The following is a 20,441-nucleotide window of genomic DNA, read 5'->3' as shown; positions in this document are numbered from 1 at the left end:
CGGGGAGGTGAAGTCTTGAGCTTTGTTGATTTGATTTACGGAAAATATCGAATCCTATCCGTGGTGGGTATGGGAAAAAATGCCGGAAAAACCGTTGTACTGAATCGGATTATTGAAGAGGCCTACGATCGATACATCAGTTTGGGCCTTACCTCCATTGGACGGGACGGCGAACGGGAAGACCTAGTGACAAACACGGATAAACCGGTGATCCATGTGATGGAAGGAACCATTGTGGCCACGGCTCAAGACATCCTCCTGAACAGTGATGCCCGGCTGGAAATCCTGGAGGTCACCGACTACCGAACCACCCTGGGTCCCGTGGTGATTTGCCGTGTGAAGGAAAACGGCTTGGTGGAGCTGGCCGGGCCCGGCAATAATGAAGAGATCCGGGAAGTGGCAAAGAAAATGCTGGTGTACGGAGCGGATATTGTGGTGGTGGACGGGGCCATTAATCGGAAAACCGCCGCTTCCCCGGGAATAACCGAGGCTGCGATTTTAGCTACCGGGGCCGTAGTCAACCGAAGTATGGACCGGGTTATCGAAGAGACCGCCTATCAGATCGAACTATTCGGTTTGAAGGCCCTGGAGAAGGAGGGAATTCGCGCCTTCGGGAAGGAAGTTATCCGGGAGGGCTGTATCGGGATCGCCGATGAAGAGGGGAATCAAGAAAAGCTTCCCCTTAAAACCTCTCTGAACGGAGGGCGAATTATCGGCAGTGCCTTAAGTAAAAACAGCCGATATATTATTTTCCCCGGTTCCCTGGTAAAGAAAACCATCGAGGATTTAATTGCGGTGACCCCCTATTACAAACAGGTGGTATTTGTGGTCCAGGACGGAACGAAGATTTTTATTCCCCGGGAAGACTGGGTGCGCTTTAAGAAACGGGGGGTTCGGATTCAGGTGATGGAGCCCTTAAAGGTTGTGGCGGTCTCCATCAATCCCTATGCCCCTCAGGGCTACGAATTCCCTCCCCTGGAATTTTTAAGAAAGATGAAAAGCTCCCTGGGACTGCCGGTGATTGATGTAATGCTGGAAGGAGAAGATGTTCATGATGCGCTTTATGGATAAAAAAACGTTTCAGGAAACCGGCCTCCGGGAAGTCCTGGACTGGGTGCCCACAGAAACCGAGTACGGCAAGGAACTGAAGTCCAAGCTGGTTCCCTACGGCACCTCCCAGGTTCGGGAGCTGAGACGTGCCTTTGAAGAGCTGCGCAGGTTTCGCAAAGGCTTGAAAAGCAGCGATTACTTTCTTTGGAATTTAAAGGGCTATCTATCAGAGATTAAGGATATCAAAGGCTCCCTGCAGCGGGTGATGAAAAACGAAGTGCTGAATGAAGTGGAGTTTTTCGAAATTAAAAATCAAATCATGGTGATGGAAGAATTACGAGGGTTTTTCATGGAGCACCCGGAGGTTGCCCTGGAAAAATTCGAGATGGACTCCGTGGCCCCCCTGATCAAAGCCATGGACCCGGAAAACAGTCGGGTAAAAACCTTCTACATCTATGACAGTTACTCCGAAGAACTATGGAATATCCGGGAGGAAAAACGAAACATTGACGGAAAAATCATGGAAACCGATAAAAAATCACGCCAGGAAGTATATGAGCTCACCGGTCTGAGACCGAAACCCAATAATGAAATCCTGGTGCCCAAGGAGAAGAAACAAGCCCTGGGAATCTTAAAAAACAGCGACTTGGTCTTCTTTTTATCGGAAACTTTTAAAAGTTATGTGTTTAAAATAAGTCCCACGGAGGAATTGAAGGATCTTCGGGAAAAATATCAGAACCTGAAAATCCGGGAAGAGGAAGAGGAGTTTCAAATTCGCAGGAGACTGTCCCAGGACGTTCGAAATTTCCACGATGAAATTCAAAAGAATATTCATATCCTGGGGGAGCTGGATTTCAGCATCGGGAAAATCCTCTTAGGGGATGAGATCCATGGGGTGGAACCTCGAATCGTAGGGGACCCCTATATAAAAATTGTTGAAGGTCGCCACAGTTTGGTGGAACAACGGCTTCGAAAGGAAGGCAAGTCCTATATGCCCATTGATGTGACCCTGGAAAACGGGGTGACCTTAATTACCGGGGCCAATATGGGGGGGAAAACCATCACCTTAAAGCTGATCGCTTTAATTACGGCCATGGCCCAGTTGGGTCTTTATGTTCCGGCGAAGGAGGCCACCATCGGACCGGTATCCTTTATTTATTTTTCCTCCGGGGATGAACAGTCTCAGGAGCGGGGACTGTCCACCTTCGGTGCGGAAATCTACCATCTTAAGAAGATTACCGATGAAAAAAAAGAAAAGGGACTGGTGTTAATCGACGAACTGGCCCGGGGAACCAATCCCAAGGAGGGCTATGGAATTTCCCGGGGGGTTATTGAACACTTTAAAACCCTAAAGGGGATCTCCGTGGTGACCACCCATTTCGATGGATTAAGCCGGATCAAAGATCTACGCCATTTACAGGTGGTGGGTCTTCGAAGGGTACAACCGGAAAAACTGAAAAATGAACTGCAGCACGGCGAGGAAGGCATCGGCGTACTGGAAAAATACATGGATTATCGACTGGAAGAGCGGGATCCCCGGGAAGAAGTTCCCAAGGAGGCCATTATGATCGCCCGGCTGATGGGCCTTAGGGAGGATATTTTAACAAGGGCGGAGGAAGTGCTGGAAAGAGAACGTCAAGAACAAGGGATCAGAGAAGCAAAAGAAGAAGAAAACAAGGAGGGTGAATGATGGAGAGCAAGTTGAATCTGGACCAAAAGATGATTCAGGAGGCCCGACAGGCCGCAGGAACCATTGCCGATGACGTGCAGTATTTTATTGATGAGCATACCACGGTTACGGTGGAAAGAACGGTGGTAAGACTCTTAGGCATTGACGGCGTGGACGAACTGGACACCCCACTGCCCAATGTGGTGGTGGAAAACATCCAGCAGGGGGGAGGCCTGGGAAAAGGCGCCGCTTTTTGGATCGGCAATGCCATGGCAACCCTAAACAAAAGTCCCCAGGAAATTGGCGAAGCCGTATCCCGGGGAGAGCTGGACCTTACAAAAATCGAAATCAAGGATGAAAAGGATATTCAAGGGGTTATTGATGAAGTGGCCAAGGAGACCGTGGGAAAAATTCAAAAAAATCGGGATCGACGGGACCATGATATGAAAAACATCGGGGATGGAGAAAAGCCCTACCTGTATGTGATTGTAGCCACGGGAAATATTTATGAGGATGCCATGCAAGCAAAATCCGCAGCACTACAGGGGGCGGATATCATCGCAGTGATTCGAAGTACGGCTCAAAGCCTGCTGGACTATGTACCCTACGGCCCTACTACGGAAGGGTTTGGAGGAACCTTCGCCACCCAGGAGAATTTTAGGATCATGCGGGAAGCCCTGGACGAGGTAGGCAAGGAAGTGGGGAAATACATCCATCTTTGCAACTACTGTTCCGGACTGTGTATGCCGGAGATTGCGGCCATGGGCGCTTTAGAGCGCCTGGATGTGATGCTGAACGACGCCCTGTACGGCATTTTGTTTCGGGATATCAATATGCAGCGAACCTTGGTGGATCAATACTTTTCCAGAATCATCAACGGATTTGCGGGTATCATGATCAATACCGGGGAGGACAATTACTTAACCACCGCCGACGCCGTGGAGGAAGCCCATACGGTACTGGCCTCTCAGTTTATTAATGAGCAGTTTGCCAAAAAAGCCGGACTTCCGGAAGAACAAATGGGTCTGGGCCATGCCTTCGAAATGCATCCCGATCTGAAAAACGGATTCCTATGGGAGCTTGCCCAGGCCCAAATGGCAAGGGAAATTTTCCCCAAGGCTCCGCTGAAATACATGCCGCCCACGAAATTCAAAACCGGAGACATTTTCAAAGGGCATATCCAGGATGCCATGTTTAATATGATTTCCATCTGGACCAATCAGGAGGTGCAGCTGTTGGGGATGATGACGGAAGCCATCCACACCCCCCATATTCAGGACCGGGCCCTGGCCATCGAAAATGCCAAGTACATTTTCAATAACTGCCGGGACCTGGGCTCGGAAATTACCTTTAAGGAAGACGGGATCATTCAAAGCCGGGCCAAGGACGTACTAAGTAATGCCCACGATCTGTTAATTGAAATCCAGCGGAACGGCATTTTTAAAACCATTGAAGAAGGGAAATTCGGCGGAGTGAAAAGAATGCGAACCGGCGGAAAAGGATTGGACGGCGTGACGAAAAAAGATCCCGGTTATTATAATCCCTTTGTGGATTTAATGTTAGAGGGGGGTGCGTAAAATGGCATTGGAGAAGGTGGATTTAACCAAAGTGAAACCCTACGGGGACACGTTAAATGACGGAATGGTGCAAATGAGTTTTACCCTGCCGGTGTCGGCGGATGAGGAGGCCAAGGAGGCGGCCCGGCGTCTGGCACTGAAAATGGGGCTCGAGGATCCCAGTGTGGTAAGCATGAAGAATATGGGGCCGGGATTTTCATTTTTCGTGGTCTACGGCCGATGTGCCGCTTCCATTGACTACACCGGTATAGAAGTACCCAAGGTAGAAGTGGAAACCCTGTCGAAAAAAGAGGTGGAAGCCTTCATTGAAGAAAAAATCAAACGGGACATCACCATTATCGGGGCCTGTACCGGTTCCGACGCCCATACCGTGGGCATTGATGCGATAATGAACATGAAAGGGTATGACGGACATTACGGGCTGGAACGGTACAATGGCATCGAAGCGGTGAATATGGGTTCCCAGGTGCCCAATGAAGAACTGGTGGCCAAAGCCATTGAGCTGAAGGCCGATGCCATCCTGGTATCCCAGGTGGTTACCCAAAAGGATGTGCACATTCCCAATTTAACGGAGTTGATCGAACTCTTGGAGGCGGAAGGCCTTCGGGAAAAAATGGTGGTGGTCTGCGGCGGACCGAGACTCAATCACGAACTGGCCAAGGAACTGGGTTATGACGCCGGGTTTGGCATTGGGTCCTATGCCGAGGACGTGGCCTCCTTTGTGGTGGATGAAATGGTTCAACGAAAACTGGTGTAATCGAGGGAGAACCGGTGCACCAGGAAAGCAAAAAGCGTGCCCCCATACTTCGGGGCACGCTTTTTTAGGGAGGAGTGAATGTAGTTAGGCTTACATTTTATTAAAGGGAGGGTAATTATCGCAGTTGATACACAGCCGATTGCCGGCATCTCTACCTGCGGATTTTTCCGGAGGTTTTTCCCGGCCCTTTTCTCTTGCCTTATCTTTTTGGTTCTGGTATTCGCATTCTTCCGGGGTAACTTCCTTTCCCCCCTTGGCTTCGCATTTTACCAAGGTCTTCTTTTTTTTCTGATCATTTTTAAGATCTTTAGGGCTTGTCATAGTCATGCTCCTTTCCTTATAAAGACTTTTGTTTCAAACTTTTATGTGATTTTTATATGTATACCCAATAAAAATTTTGCGACGCGAAAAACCTTAAAAAACTTTCGGGATTTTGGAATAAGGTTGAAAGTTATTCAAAGGAAGAAAAAAATATGATATAGTAAAGAAAAAACAGAGAGGAGTTTTACAATGGACAGTAAAGGATACGTACAGGTTTACACCGGGGACGGAAAAGGAAAGACCACCGCCGCACTGGGTCTTGCCCTGCGCGCGGTTTGCGCCGGAAAAAAAGTGTTTATGGGACAATTCGTTAAAGGAATGGATTACAGCGAGTTAAAAGCCATGGATTATCTCCCCGGTTTTCGCATCGAGCAGTATGGACGGGATTGTTTTATTTGTAACAGCCCTAAAAAAGAGGATGTGGAGATTGCCAAGCGGGGGCTTCGGAAAATGGCGGGGATCATCAAGAGCGGAAAATACGATGTGGTGATTATGGATGAAGTGAATATCGCCCTGCACTACGATCTTTTTGCCCTGGAAGAGGTACTGGATATTATCAAGAATAAAAATGAAAAAATCGAACTGATTATTACCGGCCGTTATGCAAAGGAAGAAATTATTGAGGCCGCGGACCTGGTTACGGAGATGAAAGAAGTCAAACATTATTATAAACAAGGGGTCAAGTCCAGAACGGGGATTGAGAAATAAAATGGAAAAACATCAAGCTGTGGTATTGGGATCCAATTATTACATCGGACTGAGTACGGTTCGGTGTCTGGGAAAAATGGGGGTACCGGTGACAACCGTGGATTACAATCAAGAGGAAGCCTACGGATCCTATTCCAAATACGTAACAAGCTCCCTGATCGGCCCCTACTACAAAGAGGATCCCGAGGGGTTTATCGATTATCTAATGGCCTATGGGAAAAAGCAGGAGCGCCCCCCGGTGCTTATTCCCACGGCGGATCCCTACGTGGAAATGGTGGACCGTTACTGGGACCGGTTGAAAACCGTCTATTTGCTGCCGGATATTCCCCAGGGCTATTTAAGCACCATTGTGGACAAGGACCGGCTTTATGCCATGATGAAGGAAGGGGGAATCCTGGTTCCCGAAACCTTGGAAATTAGCGAGGACAATCTCTATAAAAAGGTCCGGGAAGAGTTGGGCTATCCCTGTGTGGTCAAGCCGGTGGACTCCCATAGTTTTGTGAAGACCTTTCGCAAAAAGCTTTTCAAGGTTCAAAATGAACAGGAGCTGACCGAAGCCATTGAAAAAGCTGAAAGCAGGGATCTAAAGGTGGTGGTGCAGAGGATCATTGAAGGTCCCGATACCAACAAATATACCTTTGATGCCTATGTGAATGCCTCGGGAAGGGTAAGTCATTGCAGCAGCTTCCACTTATTAAGGTTATATCCTAATGATTACGGAGCCTCGGTGTACACGGAACATTATTACAATGAAGATATTTTCGATTACGGAAAGAAGATTTTAGAGGATATCGGATTTAAAGGCTTCGCCGAGTTGGAGTTCAAAAAAGATGAAAACAATGGTAGGTACTATTTGATGGAAATCAATGTGCGGATTGTGAACTTTAACACCTTGCTGGAAAAAATCGGACTGAACATGCCCTATATTCTTTACCGGGATCTCACGGGAAACCCCTTGCCCCCCCAAGAGGTTCGGGAAACAAAAAACCGGGTTTTTTGGTATCTTTACGAGGATTTGTGGGCCGTAAGGGGCTACTTGAAATCCGGGGAATGGTCCCTTAAAGAGGTGCTGGGCTCCCTGATGCGACCCAAAGCGCCGGCGATTTTCGATTGGAAGGATCTTCGCCCGGTGCTGAAGTACAATGGCATGATGGCGAAAAAGATTCCGAAACGACTGTTCAAAAGAAACCAATAACAAGGGAGTTCTAAAGGCTCTTGGCTAGGGCGCTTTATAGAACCGCTGTAGGACAGGGTCTTTCCAAAGGAAATAAAGCAACAGGCAACGCTAGACTGTGGAGAGAAAAATCTCTGCAGTTTTTTCTGTTAGGGAAGTTTTAAAAGTGATAAATCGGGTAGAAACCTAGACAGTATATCTTGACCATGGAGGAATTAGCATGATTACGGAAGAAAGCTGGGGAAGTGACAAAAAAATACAACAGATCCTGGAGACTTTCGGGGATGAATATTTTTTTTATTCTCGAAATCCCGACGGAGACTTTACCTATATGAGTGCATCGATTAAAAATATATTAGGATTTACCAGTGAGGAGTTTATCAGCCAATTCAGAAATTTTCTTACCAATAATCCCATCAATAAGAAAATGGATATGTGCCGGCTTAAATCCAATACCAGTGAAAGTCCCGGTAAAGGAAAAAGAACCTATCCTATCGAGGTTTTTGATAAAAACCATAATATCAAAACCCTGCAGCTCACCGAGTATCCGGAAATTGGAGAGGGGAAAGAGATTCTGGAATATCGGGGCATCGGCAATAATATTACGGAGAAAAGAAAAAAGGAAGATGAGCTCTTAAGAACACAGGTGGAGTTGGAATACATCAACAAAAAACTTGAAAAAGCCATTAAGGCTTCCAATCGATTGGCAAACCAGGCCCATCTGGCCAACGACATGAAAAATCAGTTTTTAGCCAATATGAATCATGAGATCAATACGCCCATGAACGGGATTCTGGGTTTTGTTTATCTGTTAAAGGATACGGAATTAAACGAAGAGCAAAGAGAATATATCGGTGAAATTGAACAATCCTCCAAAAATCTTTCCAAAGTCATCCAGGACGTACTGGACCTTTCGAAAATCGAAACCAATAATGTGAAATTGGCAAACCGTAAGTTTAATACCCATGAGCTCCTGGAAGAACTCCTGGTTAAGTATAAGCCCCAGGGGGTGGAAAAGGGGGTCTCTTTATTTCTGGATATGGAGGAAACCCTCCCCAAGATGGTATCCGGGGACCGGGAAAAGGTGATGCAGGTTTTGGAAAACCTTTTAAACAATGCACTGAAGTTTACGGAACAGGGAGAAATCCATGTGAGGGCCGGTGCAAGGAAAAAGACCAAATATTATTCGGAAATTCAGTTCGCGATTCAGGATACGGGAATAGGGATTTCCAGAGAAATGGGCCAGAGGATTTTCAAGCCCTTTACCCAAAGCGAAGGGGCCTTTAACCGAAGATATGGAGGCACCGGACTGGGCCTTACCATCGCCAAGAGCATGGTGGACTTAATGAAAGGGAAAATATGGATGGAGAGCGAGTTGGGAAGAGGAAGCACCTTTTATTTCAGTTTAAAGCTGAACAATCCCAAGGACTGATGCAAAACCTTGCAGATCCGGGATGCAAAACTTTCTGAAGTTTAGGGAGAGCTATGGAATTCAAGGAAAGGAAAACCATGGTCGTAAAAAAAGTGTTGTAGAGGAGGCAAACCATGAATATACCCTGGCTAAAAAGCGGCGAGGCATTAAAAGAAGAGCTGATCGAAATCCGAAGACAGTTGCATCAGTATCCGGAACTTGGATATGAAGAAGAAAGAACCGGGGCCATGATTGCAAAGATTTTAAAGGATATAGGACTGGAAGTGACAACGGGAGTGGCGAAAACCGGAGTGGTGGCATTGTTGAGAGGAAAAGCACCGGGGAAAACCATTGCTCTTCGGGCAGATATGGATGCCCTCCCCTTACAGGAGGAGAGCACCGCATCCTACCGATCGAAGGTGTCGGGGAAAATGCATGCCTGCGGCCATGACGCCCATATGACCTATGTGATCGGCGCGGCTAAATTGCTGAAAAAATATCAGTCCCGATTAAAGGGAAATGTGAAATTCATCTTTCAACCGGCGGAGGAGAGCACCGGGGGAGCAAAACCCATGATTGAAGAAGGGGTATTGGATAATCCCAAGGTAGAGGCAATCCTCGGAGGCCATGTTTGGCCGGACACCCCGGGGGGAAGCGTTGAGGTGGTCAAGGGACCGGTGATGGCTTCCACGGGACAATTGTACCTGGAAATTCACGGAAAAGGCGGACATGCGGCCAGGCCCCATGAAAATATTGATCCGATTCTGATCGGCCAGGAAATTCTTCAGCGGTTACAAAGTTTAACCAGCCGAGGGATGGACCCTTTGGAAAATCTGGTGATATCCATCTGCTCCTTTCAGGCGGGAGAAACCTATAATGTTATGCCGGATAAAGCCCTGTTAAAGGGAACCTTTCGAACCTTAAACAATGAACTGAGGCTGGCCCTCCCGGAGAAAATTGAAAACATCGTAAAAAATGTTACAGACTATTACGGAGCGGATTACTCCCTGAAAATCACCCATTTATACCCGGCAACCATTAATAATGAAGAGTTTACGGAATTTGCCCAAGGGGTTGCAGAGGAACTTCTGGGCAAAGAACGGGTGTTGGAGGGAAAGAAGCCCTCCATGGCCGGAGAGGATTTTGCCTTTTATCTGGAAAGAATTCCGGGAACCTTTTTGAGAATCGGAAATTATGATGAGGAAAAGAATTTGGTGTACAATCTTCACAACCCTCATTTTGACATTGATGAAAATCGACTGGGTATGGTGGCCGCCCTGTATGCTAAAACTGCCATGGATTTCCTGGAAGGGTAAAAAAAACCTCATAGAGCACAAATATGCCATAGGCTATAGGGGCATCTTATGTTATCATAATGAATAGGTACTCTATAAAGTGAGGAGATTCTATGAAGAGTGACGAAACAACCGAAGAAAGCATCGTAAAACAACTATTGAATACCATTGATGAGCACCGATTGCTAAAAGCCGAAGATAAAATTGTAGTGGCGGTTTCCGGAGGACCGGATTCCGTAACCTTGCTGCATTTACTCCATCGATTGAAATCCCGTTTGGGGATTGAAGTATACGGGGCTCATTTAAATCATAATATCCGGGGAATCGACGCCCAGATGGATGCCCAGTACGTCCTGAACCTATGTGAGGAACTGGACATTATCTGTTTTGTCAAAAGCATGGATGTGCAGACCTATGCCAAAGAGCAGCAGCTAACCTCGGAACAGGCGGGGCGAATCCTTCGGTATGAGTTCTTTGAGGAAGTCCTGAAAAAAGTGGGGGCCTCCAAAATTGCGGTGGGGCACAACAAAAACGATCAGGCGGAGACCGTATTGATGCGTCTTTTGCGAGGCACAGGAATGCAGGGCCTTACGGCGATCCAGTATAAAAGGGATCAGGTTATTCGTCCTCTGCTTGATGTGTCCCGCGGGGAAATCGAGGCTTACTGCAACGATCATAATTTAGCTCCCCGGACCGATCAAACAAACTTAACCAGTATTTATCACCGCAACAAAATCCGCCGAGAACTGATTCCCTACCTGGAGGAAAACTACAACCCTTCCGTCTTACAAAGCCTGGTGAAAACCGCGAACATTTTAAAAGAGGATTATGATTACCTTGAACAAGAAGGGGAAGGTAGGTATAAAGAGCTGGTGTGTTTTGAGAAAAAAGATCAGGTATCTTTTTCGATTCCCGCCTTAGAAAAGCAGCACCCGGCAATCAAAGCCCGGATCCTTCGACGGGCCGGGGAAGAGCTCTTGGGAAGGGGAGAGCTGTTAAGTTATCAGCAGGTGCAAAACCTCTTGGGGCTGCTGGCAAAAAAAGCGACGGGAAAAGCCCTCCACTTACCGATGAACCTTGAAGCCTTCATCAGTTATGACAAACTGATTTTCACCCGGGGAAGCAAAGAAGACGTGGAGTCTTTTAAGGAAGAACTGGCAGTGGGAGAGATCACCTATGTCCATCCCTTGAAGGCAAGTTTTGAACTGAAGGTGTTTTCCAAGGATGAGGTGTCTAAAGTCAGCAGGGATAAGTTTGTGAAATACTTCGATTATGACAAAATTAAGGGAAAGATCCTTGTCAGAAACCGAAGAGAGGGAGACCGGTTTTGGCCCCTGGGTCTTTCCGGGAAAAAAAAGCTGAAGGACTTTTTGATTGACTGCAAAGTGGATCGGCGGGAGAGGGATTTAATCCCCCTGATCTGTCATGAAAAAGATATTTTATGGGTAGTGGGGTATCGAATAAGTGATAAATATAAAGTCACGGAGGAAACTCAACGAATACTTTCCATTCGGCTTGTGAAATGATAGAATTTTGGAGTAAAGCAAGGGTTCCAGTTGTTTTTTAAAAATCCTTGTGTTAAAATATTTAAAGTGTTTAAATGAACAGGAGAATGAGAGGAGGACTTTTGTTGAGGAAATTTTTCCGTGGTGCTAGTTTTTACATCTTAATTTTTATTGTACTGCTCTTAATTGTACAAAGATGGGGAATGGAAGCCCAAGAGATCGAAGATATAGAGTTTTCGGAACTATACCAGGACTTAATGAATGACCAGATCGTTTCAATTAATACCCAGGAGCGTTCCGTGGATGGTGTCCGTTTGGTAAACGGAGAGGAACAGGAATTTACTTCCTATATTCCGGATGTATATGATGACGCCCGGTTTACCGAAATTTTAACCGAGAAGATGGATGAAGCGGACTTAACCGTGGGTGGAGAACCCCCGGCGGAAACCCCGTGGTTTATCAATATGTTACCCACATTATTGATCATTCTGGTGTTTGTGGTTTTCTGGTTTGTATTTATGCAGCAGTCCCAGGGCGGCGGCAGTAAAGTGATGAACTTTGGAAAGAGCAAAGCCAAACTGCAAAAAGAAGAGGACCGACAGAAGGTTACCTTTGATGATGTGGAAGGTATGGACGAAGAAAAGGAAGAATTATCGGAACTGGTGGATTTCTTAAAATCCCCGAAACGATTTATTGAACTGGGAGCAAGAATTCCCAAAGGCGTATTAATGGTGGGTCCCCCGGGGACAGGAAAAACCTACATCACCAAAGCCGTTGCCGGTGAAGCCGGCGTACCCTTTTACAGCATCAGTGGGTCCGACTTTGTGGAAATGTTTGTCGGTGTTGGAGCCTCCCGGGTACGGGACTTGTTCGAACAGGCGAAGAAAAGTTCCCCCTGCATTGTCTTTATTGATGAGATTGATGCGGTGGGTAGAAAAAGGGGAGCCGGTCTCGGCGGAGGCCATGATGAACGGGAACAAACCCTGAATCAGTTACTGGTGGAAATGGACGGTTTCGGCATTAATGAAGGAATCATCATTGTAGCCGCCACCAACCGACCGGATATTTTAGACCCGGCCCTCCTACGACCGGGACGATTTGACCGAAAGGTGGAAGTGGGACTTCCGGATATTAAAGGAAGAGAAGCGATATTGCATATTCACTCCAAGGGCAAGCCCCTGGATGACGATGTGAATGTTAAAGTTCTGGCTCGAAGAACCCCGGGCTTTACCCCGGCGGATATTGAAAACCTTATGAATGAAGCCGCTCTACTGACGGCTCGACGGCGGGCGAAAAGAATCAATATGGCCACCATCGAAGAGGCCATTACCAAAGTCATCGCCGGTATCGAGAAGAAAAGCCGGGTGATCAGTGAGAAGGAACGAAGAATTACCGCCTATCACGAGGCGGGGCATGCGGTGGCGGCAAGATGCCTGCCCAGTTCCGATCCGGTACATCAAATCACCATCGTCCCCAGAGGCCGTGCGGGAGGATTTACCATGATCCTGCCGGAGGAGGACAAATCCTATGCCACCAAAACGGAAATGGAAGAGCATCTGATCCATCTCCTCGGTGGCCGGGTAGCGGAAAAACTGAAACTGGATGATATCAGCACCGGTGCCCAAAACGACTTGCAACGGGTGTCCCAGGTGACCAAAGCCATGGTGACCAAGTACGGCATGAGTGAAAAACTGGGTCCCATGACCTTCGGTAGCGGCGACGACGAGGTATTCCTCGGCAAAGACTTTGCCTCCAAAAGGGATTACTCGGAAGAAGTGGCTTCCCGGGTGGATCGTGAAATCAAACGATTTGTGGATGGCGCTTATGAAGCGGCCATTAAAATTCTTGAAGAACATTCCGAACAGTTAGAAGCCGTGGCCCAGGCCCTTCTGAAGAAGGAGACCATCAACGGATTCCAGTTTGAAAAGATTTTCAAAGGACTGGTGACCGTGGAAGAAGAGGATACGGCGGACAGCCTAGAGAAAAAACTGGCCTCCATTAAAATTCAGGCGGAAATCGATTCGGAAAAAGAAGAGAAGGAATTTAAAGAACAGCGGAAAAAAGACCGTCAGGTTGAAAAAAATCCGAAGGAAATAAAAGAGCAGGAAGAAAAACTGCAAGAGATTCAAAGAGAAGTACGGGAAGGTCATCAACAAAAAGAATCGGAGGAGAGCTTTAAAGAGGGCAACCGGGAGGAGGACTCTGCAAAAGAGGACTCTACAACAGAAGAGGGCCCGAAGGAAGAAGCGCCTAAGGAACAAGGGGAAGCCCGGGAGGGCAGTGCTGAGGAGCACGCCAAAACCGACGAAGACCCAAAAGATTCCGATGACAGCGAAAAAGAGAGCGAAGAGAAAAAGAATCAATAACCTGAATAGGAAACACTGTTAAAACACCCCGGGAGGATCTCCCGGGGTGTTTTTTCCGTGGAAAAAAGGTTGCAGGCATGAAAAGAGAAGGTTTACAAAGCGGTGCATTATAAGAAAATTAAAAATAAACCTTGCACAAGGGTAGCAAAAAATGTAGAATGTCTATAGGTATAGAGTTGAAATTTCAACATCTTGCAAGGAATGAAATAATACTTGCAAAAAAATTGCAAAGCCAAAAGCAAAAGAAGTTTTAAAAATCTGTGGTCTCGTGATTCAAAGGGACAAGAAGATTTTTGAAATGAGCAGGGTTTATCACAATTGAAAGATTGCTGGTTTCCATTTTAAACTAATTTTAAGGGAGGAAACAGGATGTTTGAAAAAGAGAAAGTAGAACAGGTAAAAAAGGAAAAAGAAAGATGGCAACAGGAAAAGGTGGATAAAGCCTTAAGTCGATTCCCGGAAAGGAAAGAAGAGTTCACCAACACCTCCGGGAAAACCGTTGAACGGCTTTATACTCCCGAGGATATCGAAGGGATGGACTATCAGGAGGATTTAGGATTCCCGGGAGAATATCCCTACACTAGAGGGGTTCAACCCACCATGTACCGCAGTCGGTTCTGGACCATGCGCCAGTACGCCGGGTTTGCCACGGCGGAGGAATCCAACCAACGATATAAGTACTTGCTGGACCAGGGTCAGACGGGACTTTCCGTAGCCTTTGACCTGCCCACCCAAATCGGCTATGACTCGGATCATGAACTGGCCCAGGGAGAAGTGGGAAAAGTCGGGGTGGCCATTGATTCCTTAAAGGACATGGAGATTTTATTTGACGGAATCCCCCTGGACAAAGTCAGTACTTCCATGACCATCAATGCCCCGGCTGCGGTGCTTCTGGCGATGTATATTGCCGTGGGAGAAAAGCAGGGCGTCAGTGCGGATAAGTTACGGGGAACCATTCAAAATGACATTCTAAAGGAATACATAGCCCGGGGAACTTATATCTTTCCAACGGAAGAATCCATGAGGCTGATCACCGATATTTTTGCCTACTGTTCAAAGGAAGTACCGAATTGGAATACCATCAGTATTTCCGGATATCATATTCGGGAAGCGGGATCCTCGGCAACCCAGGAAGTGGCTTTTACTTTAGCCGATGGAATTGCCTATGTGGAAGCCGCAATCAAAGCGGGCTTGGACGTGGACTCCTTTGCGCCGCGACTGTCCTTCTTCTTTAACTCTCATAATGATTTACTGGAAGAAGTGGCAAAGTTCCGGGCCGCACGAAAGCTTTGGGCGAAGATCATGAAGGAACGCTTCGGGGCAAAAAATCCGAAGTCCATGCAACTGAAATTCCATACCCAAACCGCCGGATCCACCTTAACGGCCCAACAACCGGATAATAATATTGTTCGTGTGGCAGTGCAAACCCTGGCTGCGGTTCTTGGAGGCACCCAGTCCCTTCACACGAATTCAAAGGATGAAGCCATGGCTCTTCCCACGGAGGACTCCGTAAGAGTGGCCCTGAGAACCCAGCAAGTAGTGGCCCATGAAAGCGGAGTGGCGGATACCGTGGATCCTTTAGCCGGCTCCTTCTATGTAGAGAGTTTAACAAACTCCATCGAAGAAGAAGCGCTGAAATACATCGAAAAAATCGATGAACTGGGGGGTGCTCCGGAAGCCATCGAACAGGGCTATATTCAAAAGGAAATCATGGACAGCTCCTACAACTATCAAAAAGAGCTGGAAAAAGAAGAACGAATTGTGGTAGGAATGAATAAATTCCAAGTGGATGAAAAACCGGTGGAAGGTCTTTTAAAAGTAGACCCGAAGGTAGAGGAGCTGCAACGGGATAAAATTTCCAAAACCAAGGAATCTCGGGATGAGGCTGCGGTGAAGGAAAAACTACAAGCACTGAAAAAAGCCGCGGAAGGAAAGGATAACACCATGCCCTTCATTCTGGAGGCGGTTAAATCCTATGCAACCTTAGGAGAAATTTGCGACGTTTTACGAGAGGTATTCGGAGAGTATCAGCAAAGCGTTGTCATCTAATTAATATACAGCATAAAAGATCATAGAATATTATGGAAAATATAGAGGAGGTCTTTTTCATGGATAAACCGATACGAGTATTAGTGGCAAAACCGGGTTTGGATGGGCATGATCGAGGAGCCAAGGTTATTGCAAGAGCCTTACGAGATGCAGGGATGGAAGTGGTCTATACAGGACTTCGACAAACCCCGGATCAAATTGTACAAACGGCGATTCAAGAAGATGTGGATGTGTTGGCCCTGAGTATTTTATCCGGAGCCCACAATCATCTGCTGCCCAAGGTGGTAGAGCGCCTGAAGGAAGAAGGGGTTTATGATGAAGTGCTGGTACTGGCCGGAGGCGTGATTCCCGCCGATGACATTCAAAACCTGATAGATGCAGGGGTTGAATCGGTATTCACCCCGGGGACCCCCACCGGTGTCACCGTGGACTTTATCAAGGAGAACTTAAAGAAATAAAACAGGCAAAAAAAATAGAAGTAGATGGTTTATCATAATCATCTACTTCCCTATGTAATCAACTAATGTAATCAACTAATGTAATCAACTAATCTAATAAACGAATGGATAAATGATAATGTAACTAAAGGATACAGACGGGCGGTGAATTATGGTTAATTTAAAGGAAAAACTGAGAAACGGGAACAAAAAAGCGACGGCCCGTATGATTACCATGCTGGAGAATAATGATCCCGAGGCCATAAAGATCCTGGGGGAACTCTATCAGTATACGGGAAACGCCAAGGTCATCGGCATCACCGGTCCTCCCGGTGCAGGGAAAAGCACCTTGACGGATAAACTGGTCAAAGCCCTTCGAAAGGAAGATAAAACCGTGGGGATCATCGCCGTGGATCCCACCAGTCCCTTTTCCGGCGGCTCCATTTTAGGAGACCGGATTCGAATGACGGACCTTGCGGTGGATCCCGGGGTATTTATCCGAAGTATGGGCACCCGGGGGCACCTGGGCGGTCTTTCCAAAGCCACCCAGGGAGCGGTGAAAGCCCTGGACCTCTACGGAATGGATTATATCTTTATCGAAACCGTAGGGGTGGGCCAGTCGGAAGTGGACATCATGAAAACCGCGGATACGGTGTTGATGGTCATGGTTCCCGGTCTTGGTGACGACATCCAGGCGATCAAAGCCGGGATCATGGAAATCGGCGACGTATTTGCCATCAATAAGGCGGATCGGGACGGGGCGGCAAAAACCCACCGGGAAATTGACAATATGCTGGATTATGCCCACAGTGACTGGCGTCCGCCGGTAAAGCGGGTGGTGGCCATTCAAAACAAAGGGATTGAAGAGCTCTTAGAAGCGGTCAAAGACCATCTGGCCTATTTGGATGAATCGGGAGAAATGCTGAACCGAAGAGTCAAAAGCAGTGAGATTGAAATCCTGGAGCTGATCAAGGATCGGATGATGCAGGACCTTTTACGGGAAGAGGATATTTTAAAAGACATCAAGGCCTTTTCCAGGGAAGTGGCCCAGCGGCAATCGAACCCCTACAGCGCCAGTGAAGAGATTCTAAGAAAGATGATAAAAAAGGAGGCTGAAAAATATGAAAACCACTAAATTGGATCATATCGGAATTGCGGTGAAGGATCTGGAAAAATCCCTTTCCTTCTATGAGGATGTACTGGGCATCAAATGCGAAGGCAAAGAAACCGTGGAGGAACAAAAAGTACGGGTGGCCTTCCTGCCCATCGGAGATACGGAGGTGGAGCTTCTGGAGTCCACGGATCCCGAAGGTCCCATTGCGAAGTTCATCGAGAAAAAAGGGGAAGGCATCCAACACATGGCCTACCGGGTGGAGGATATTGAAAAGGCCATTGCTTCCATGAAGGAAAAGGGCATCCGGATGATCGACGAAAAACCCCGTTACGGAGCCGGCGGTGCGAAAATCGCTTTTTGTCACCCGAAGGATACCAACGGGGTGTTAATTGAGCTGAGTGAACGGGAAGATTAGTTTTTTTACCGGTTTGTTCATTATCAGAACATAGTATTGGCACCTGGTCATAAAAAAATCCTTGATTCCCCGGGGAAAGTGGGAAAAAAGGGTTTTCGATGAGAGGAACTATGTTATAATGTTTAGGTGTAAAATCATAGGACGAACATAGAACACTATTTATTTAGGAGGTTATGGTAAATGGCCACAGAGAGACTAGAAGAACTGCGTCGGCGGAAAGAAAAAATCCGAGCCGGCGGTGGAGAAAAAAGAATCGAGAAGCAGCATGCCAAAGGAAAATTGACGGCGAGAGAACGAATCAACCTACTGTTTGATGAGGGAAGCTTCGTTGAAATCGATGCCCATATGAAACACCGATGTGTCAACTTCGGAATGGAAAAGGTCGATGCTCCGGGAGAAGGGGTGGTAACCGGTTACGGGAAAGTACACGGAAAACTGGTTTATGCCTACGCCCAGGATTTCACCGTGGTTGGGGGATCCTTAGGAGAGATGCACGCGAAGAAGATTGTGAAGACCCAGGAATTATCCCTGAAAATGGGGGCCCCCATAGTGGGACTCAATGACTCGGGAGGGGCAAGAATCCAAGAGGCGGTGGATGCCCTGTCGGGATACGGTCAGATTTTTTACAACAACACCATCGCCTCCGGAGTGGTTCCCCAGATTTCCGCCATCATGGGACCCTGCGCCGGTGGAGCGGTTTATTCCCCGGCCCTGACGGACTTTATCTTTATGGTGGATAAAACCAGTCAAATGTTTATTACGGGACCGGAAGTGGTCAAGTCCGTAACGGGAGAAGAGGTGACCTCGGAAGAATTAGGGGGCGCCACCACTCATAATACCAAAAGCGGTGTGGCCCATGTGAAGGCCTCCGACGACGAAGAATGTTTAGGGGAAATTCGAAGACTCTTAAGCTTTTTGCCCTCCAACAACATGGAAGGGGCACCCCAAATCGCCATTGAAGACGATTTAAACCGCATGCTTCCGGAAATGGAAGGCTTTGTACCGGAAAATGCCAACAAGCCCTATGATATGAAAGACATCATCACCGCCATCGCCGATGAGGGAGATTTTTATGAAGTACAGCCCACCTATGCGATGAATATGATCACCGGATTTATTCGAATCAACGGTGCCAGCGTCGGGGTCATTGCCAATCAGCCCAAGGTTCTGGCCGGCTGTTTGGATATTGACGCTTCCGATAAGGCGGGACGGTTTATTCGAACCTGTGACTGCTTTAACATCCCGGTACTGAATTTAGTGGACGTTCCCGGATTTCTGCCCGGAAAAGGACAGGAACACGGGGGAATCATCCGACACGGAGCGAAAATGCTCTATGCCTACAGCGAAGCCACGGTACCGAAGGTAACTTTGATTGTGCGAAAATCCTACGGCGGAGCCTATCTTGCCATGTGTTCCAAGGACCTGGGGGCCGATATGGTACTGGCCTGGCCTTCTGCGGAAATCGCGGTAATGGGACCTCAAGGAGCGGCCAACATCATTTTCAGAAAAGAAATTAAGGAATCCGACGACCCTCAACGTACCCGGGAAGAAAAAATCCAACAGTACTCCGAGGAATTCGCCACCCCCTACAAGGCGGCGGAACGAGGCTTCGTAGACGATGTTATCGAACCGGCTGCCACAAGAGCACGACTGGTGGACGCCTTTGATATGCTGGCCAGTAAACGGGAAACAAGACCGGCGAAGAAACACGGAAACTTCCCGGTATAAGGTTAGGTTATAAGGTTATGAACTAAACAAAGAGGTGATTAAATGAACATGAATAGAGCGTTGCTTACGGGGGAGACCCTATTGGACCGACTGCGGGATCCCAGCGTGGAGATGTCCTTCGGCGATAAACTGGCGGCCAGTATTCAGGTTACGATCCTAGGGGTTGTAATCGTACTAATGGCATTGATCCTGTTATATTTTGCCATCAATATTATGGAAAAACTATTGCGTCAGCCTCAAAAGCCGGCGGCCAAGGCCACGGAAGAAAAGCCTTCAACCCCCGCAGCGGCGGAACCGGTAAAGGAAGAAGAACGTGAGCCTTCTGCGGCGGAGCAGCAAGATGAAGAATTGGTAGCGGTGATTACCGCCGCCATTGCCGCAAGTATGGAAACATCCACCCACAACATCGTGGTAAGAAACATCGTACGAACCGCCGATACCACCCCGGCCTGGGGAAGAGCGGGACGGACGGAGCAGATCAATCAAATGTACCGGGTATAAATCAGTACGGGTAAAACGCAGGATCCATTAAAAATAACCAAAAGGGATAAATAGAAGGAGGAACATCAATATGAAAAAGTTTAATATCACCGTGAACGGTGTGACCTATGAAGTGGACGTAGAAGAAGTGGGACAGGGAGGGGCCGCGCCTCAAGCACCGGCACAACCGGCGGCCCAGTCAGCCCCTCAGCCTGCAGCCAAGCCGGCCCAAGCCGCGGCTCCCAAAAAGGAAGAACTGAAAAAGGAAGAACCGAAAAAAGAAGCGGCCCCCGCGGCGCCCGCCGGTGCTCAAACCGTGGAAGCCCCCATGCCGGGAAATATCTGGAAAGTCTTAGTGAAAGAGGGAGACCCGGTGGAAGAAGGT

General features: G+C 47.6%; 17 protein-coding genes and 1 pseudogene. 17 read left to right on the top strand and 1 reads right to left on the bottom strand.

What is annotated here, in order from left to right:
* Positions 1–15 precede the first annotated feature (15 nt).
* From kamB to kamE, 4 genes are read left to right on the top strand one after another with little or no spacing between them, the layout of a single operon-like run.
* Complete coding sequence (gene kamB, locus ISALK_RS08640; RefSeq protein ID WP_160721288.1) at positions 16–1,071, top strand: lysine 5,6-aminomutase reactivase subunit KamB; 1,056 nt, start codon at positions 16–18, stop codon at positions 1,069–1,071.
* Complete coding sequence (gene kamC / locus ISALK_RS08635) at positions 1,064–2,740, top strand: lysine 5,6-aminomutase reactivase ATPase KamC (RefSeq protein ID WP_160721286.1); 1,677 nt, start codon at positions 1,064–1,066, stop codon at positions 2,738–2,740. The genes kamB and kamC overlap by 8 nt, the downstream gene beginning before the upstream one ends.
* A complete protein-coding gene (kamD, locus tag ISALK_RS08630; RefSeq protein ID WP_160721284.1) occupies positions 2,740–4,296 on the top strand; it encodes a lysine 5,6-aminomutase subunit alpha in 1,557 nt (518 codons plus the stop codon). The genes kamC and kamD overlap by 1 nt, the downstream gene beginning before the upstream one ends.
* Position 4,297: 1 nt before the next feature.
* Positions 4,298–5,053: a lysine 5,6-aminomutase subunit beta gene (kamE, locus tag ISALK_RS08625; protein WP_160721282.1), complete on the top strand. Its 756-nt coding sequence runs from the start codon at positions 4,298–4,300 to the stop codon at positions 5,051–5,053.
* Between the two features lie 90 nt (positions 5,054–5,143).
* Here kamE and ISALK_RS08620 read toward each other — a convergent pair whose 3' ends face one another.
* The gene (locus ISALK_RS08620) at positions 5,144–5,374 is read right to left on the bottom strand and encodes a hypothetical protein (RefSeq protein ID WP_160721280.1); all 231 of its coding nucleotides are present in this window, start codon (positions 5,372–5,374) and stop codon (positions 5,144–5,146) included.
* A gap of 189 nt (positions 5,375–5,563) precedes the next feature.
* Between ISALK_RS08620 and cobO the strand changes: the two genes are divergently transcribed.
* The 13 genes and pseudogenes from cobO to ISALK_RS08555 all read left to right on the top strand — a co-directional run.
* Entirely contained in the window at positions 5,564–6,082 is a 519-nt protein-coding gene (gene cobO / locus ISALK_RS08615; protein ID WP_160721278.1) for a cob(I)yrinic acid a,c-diamide adenosyltransferase, read from the top strand.
* A 1-nt stretch (position 6,083) separates the two neighbouring features.
* Positions 6,084–7,277: a carboxylate--amine ligase gene (locus ISALK_RS08610; protein WP_160721276.1), complete on the top strand. Its 1,194-nt coding sequence runs from the start codon at positions 6,084–6,086 to the stop codon at positions 7,275–7,277.
* A 199-nt stretch (positions 7,278–7,476) separates the two neighbouring features.
* Positions 7,477–8,688: a PAS domain-containing sensor histidine kinase gene (locus ISALK_RS08605; RefSeq protein WP_160721274.1), complete on the top strand. Its 1,212-nt coding sequence runs from the start codon at positions 7,477–7,479 to the stop codon at positions 8,686–8,688.
* Between the two features lie 113 nt (positions 8,689–8,801).
* Positions 8,802–9,983 (top strand): M20 metallopeptidase family protein, encoded by a 1,182-nt coding sequence (locus ISALK_RS08600; RefSeq protein ID WP_160721272.1) that lies wholly within the window; start codon positions 8,802–8,804, stop codon positions 9,981–9,983.
* 92 nt (positions 9,984–10,075) lie between these two features.
* A complete protein-coding gene (tilS, locus tag ISALK_RS08595) occupies positions 10,076–11,488 on the top strand; it encodes a tRNA lysidine(34) synthetase TilS (protein WP_201756872.1) in 1,413 nt (470 codons plus the stop codon).
* Between the two features lie 104 nt (positions 11,489–11,592).
* Positions 11,593–13,410 (top strand): annotated as a pseudogene (gene ftsH / locus ISALK_RS08590) (ATP-dependent zinc metalloprotease FtsH); the annotation flags it as partial.
* Positions 13,411–14,202: 792 nt separating this feature from the next.
* Positions 14,203–15,882 (top strand): acyl-CoA mutase large subunit family protein, encoded by a 1,680-nt coding sequence (locus ISALK_RS08585; RefSeq protein ID WP_160721268.1) that lies wholly within the window; start codon positions 14,203–14,205, stop codon positions 15,880–15,882.
* Between the two features lie 59 nt (positions 15,883–15,941).
* Positions 15,942–16,340 (top strand): cobalamin B12-binding domain-containing protein, encoded by a 399-nt coding sequence (locus tag ISALK_RS08580; RefSeq protein WP_160721266.1) that lies wholly within the window; start codon positions 15,942–15,944, stop codon positions 16,338–16,340.
* Between the two features lie 151 nt (positions 16,341–16,491).
* Entirely contained in the window at positions 16,492–17,454 is a 963-nt protein-coding gene (gene meaB, locus ISALK_RS08575) for a methylmalonyl Co-A mutase-associated GTPase MeaB (protein WP_160721264.1), read from the top strand.
* On the top strand, positions 17,441–17,848 hold the full coding sequence (mce, locus tag ISALK_RS08570) for a methylmalonyl-CoA epimerase (RefSeq protein WP_160721262.1): 408 nt from the start codon (positions 17,441–17,443) through the stop codon (positions 17,846–17,848). The genes meaB and mce overlap by 14 nt, the downstream gene beginning before the upstream one ends.
* Before the next feature lie 180 nt (positions 17,849–18,028).
* Entirely contained in the window at positions 18,029–19,576 is a 1,548-nt protein-coding gene (locus ISALK_RS08565; protein WP_160721260.1) for an acyl-CoA carboxylase subunit beta, read from the top strand.
* Positions 19,577–19,618: 42 nt separating this feature from the next.
* On the top strand, positions 19,619–20,077 hold the full coding sequence (locus tag ISALK_RS08560; protein WP_160721258.1) for an OadG family protein: 459 nt from the start codon (positions 19,619–19,621) through the stop codon (positions 20,075–20,077).
* 70 nt (positions 20,078–20,147) lie between these two features.
* A partial coding sequence (locus ISALK_RS08555; protein WP_160721256.1) for an acetyl-CoA carboxylase biotin carboxyl carrier protein subunit occupies positions 20,148–20,441 on the top strand: 294 nt, incomplete at its 3' end.

This window comes from Isachenkonia alkalipeptolytica, from assembly GCF_009910325.1.
GTDB classification, from domain to species: Bacteria; Bacillota; Clostridia; order Peptostreptococcales; family T1SED10-28; genus Isachenkonia; species Isachenkonia alkalipeptolytica.
Note: the sequence above shows the minus strand (reverse complement) of the source record. Positions and strands in the feature narration are given on the sequence as shown.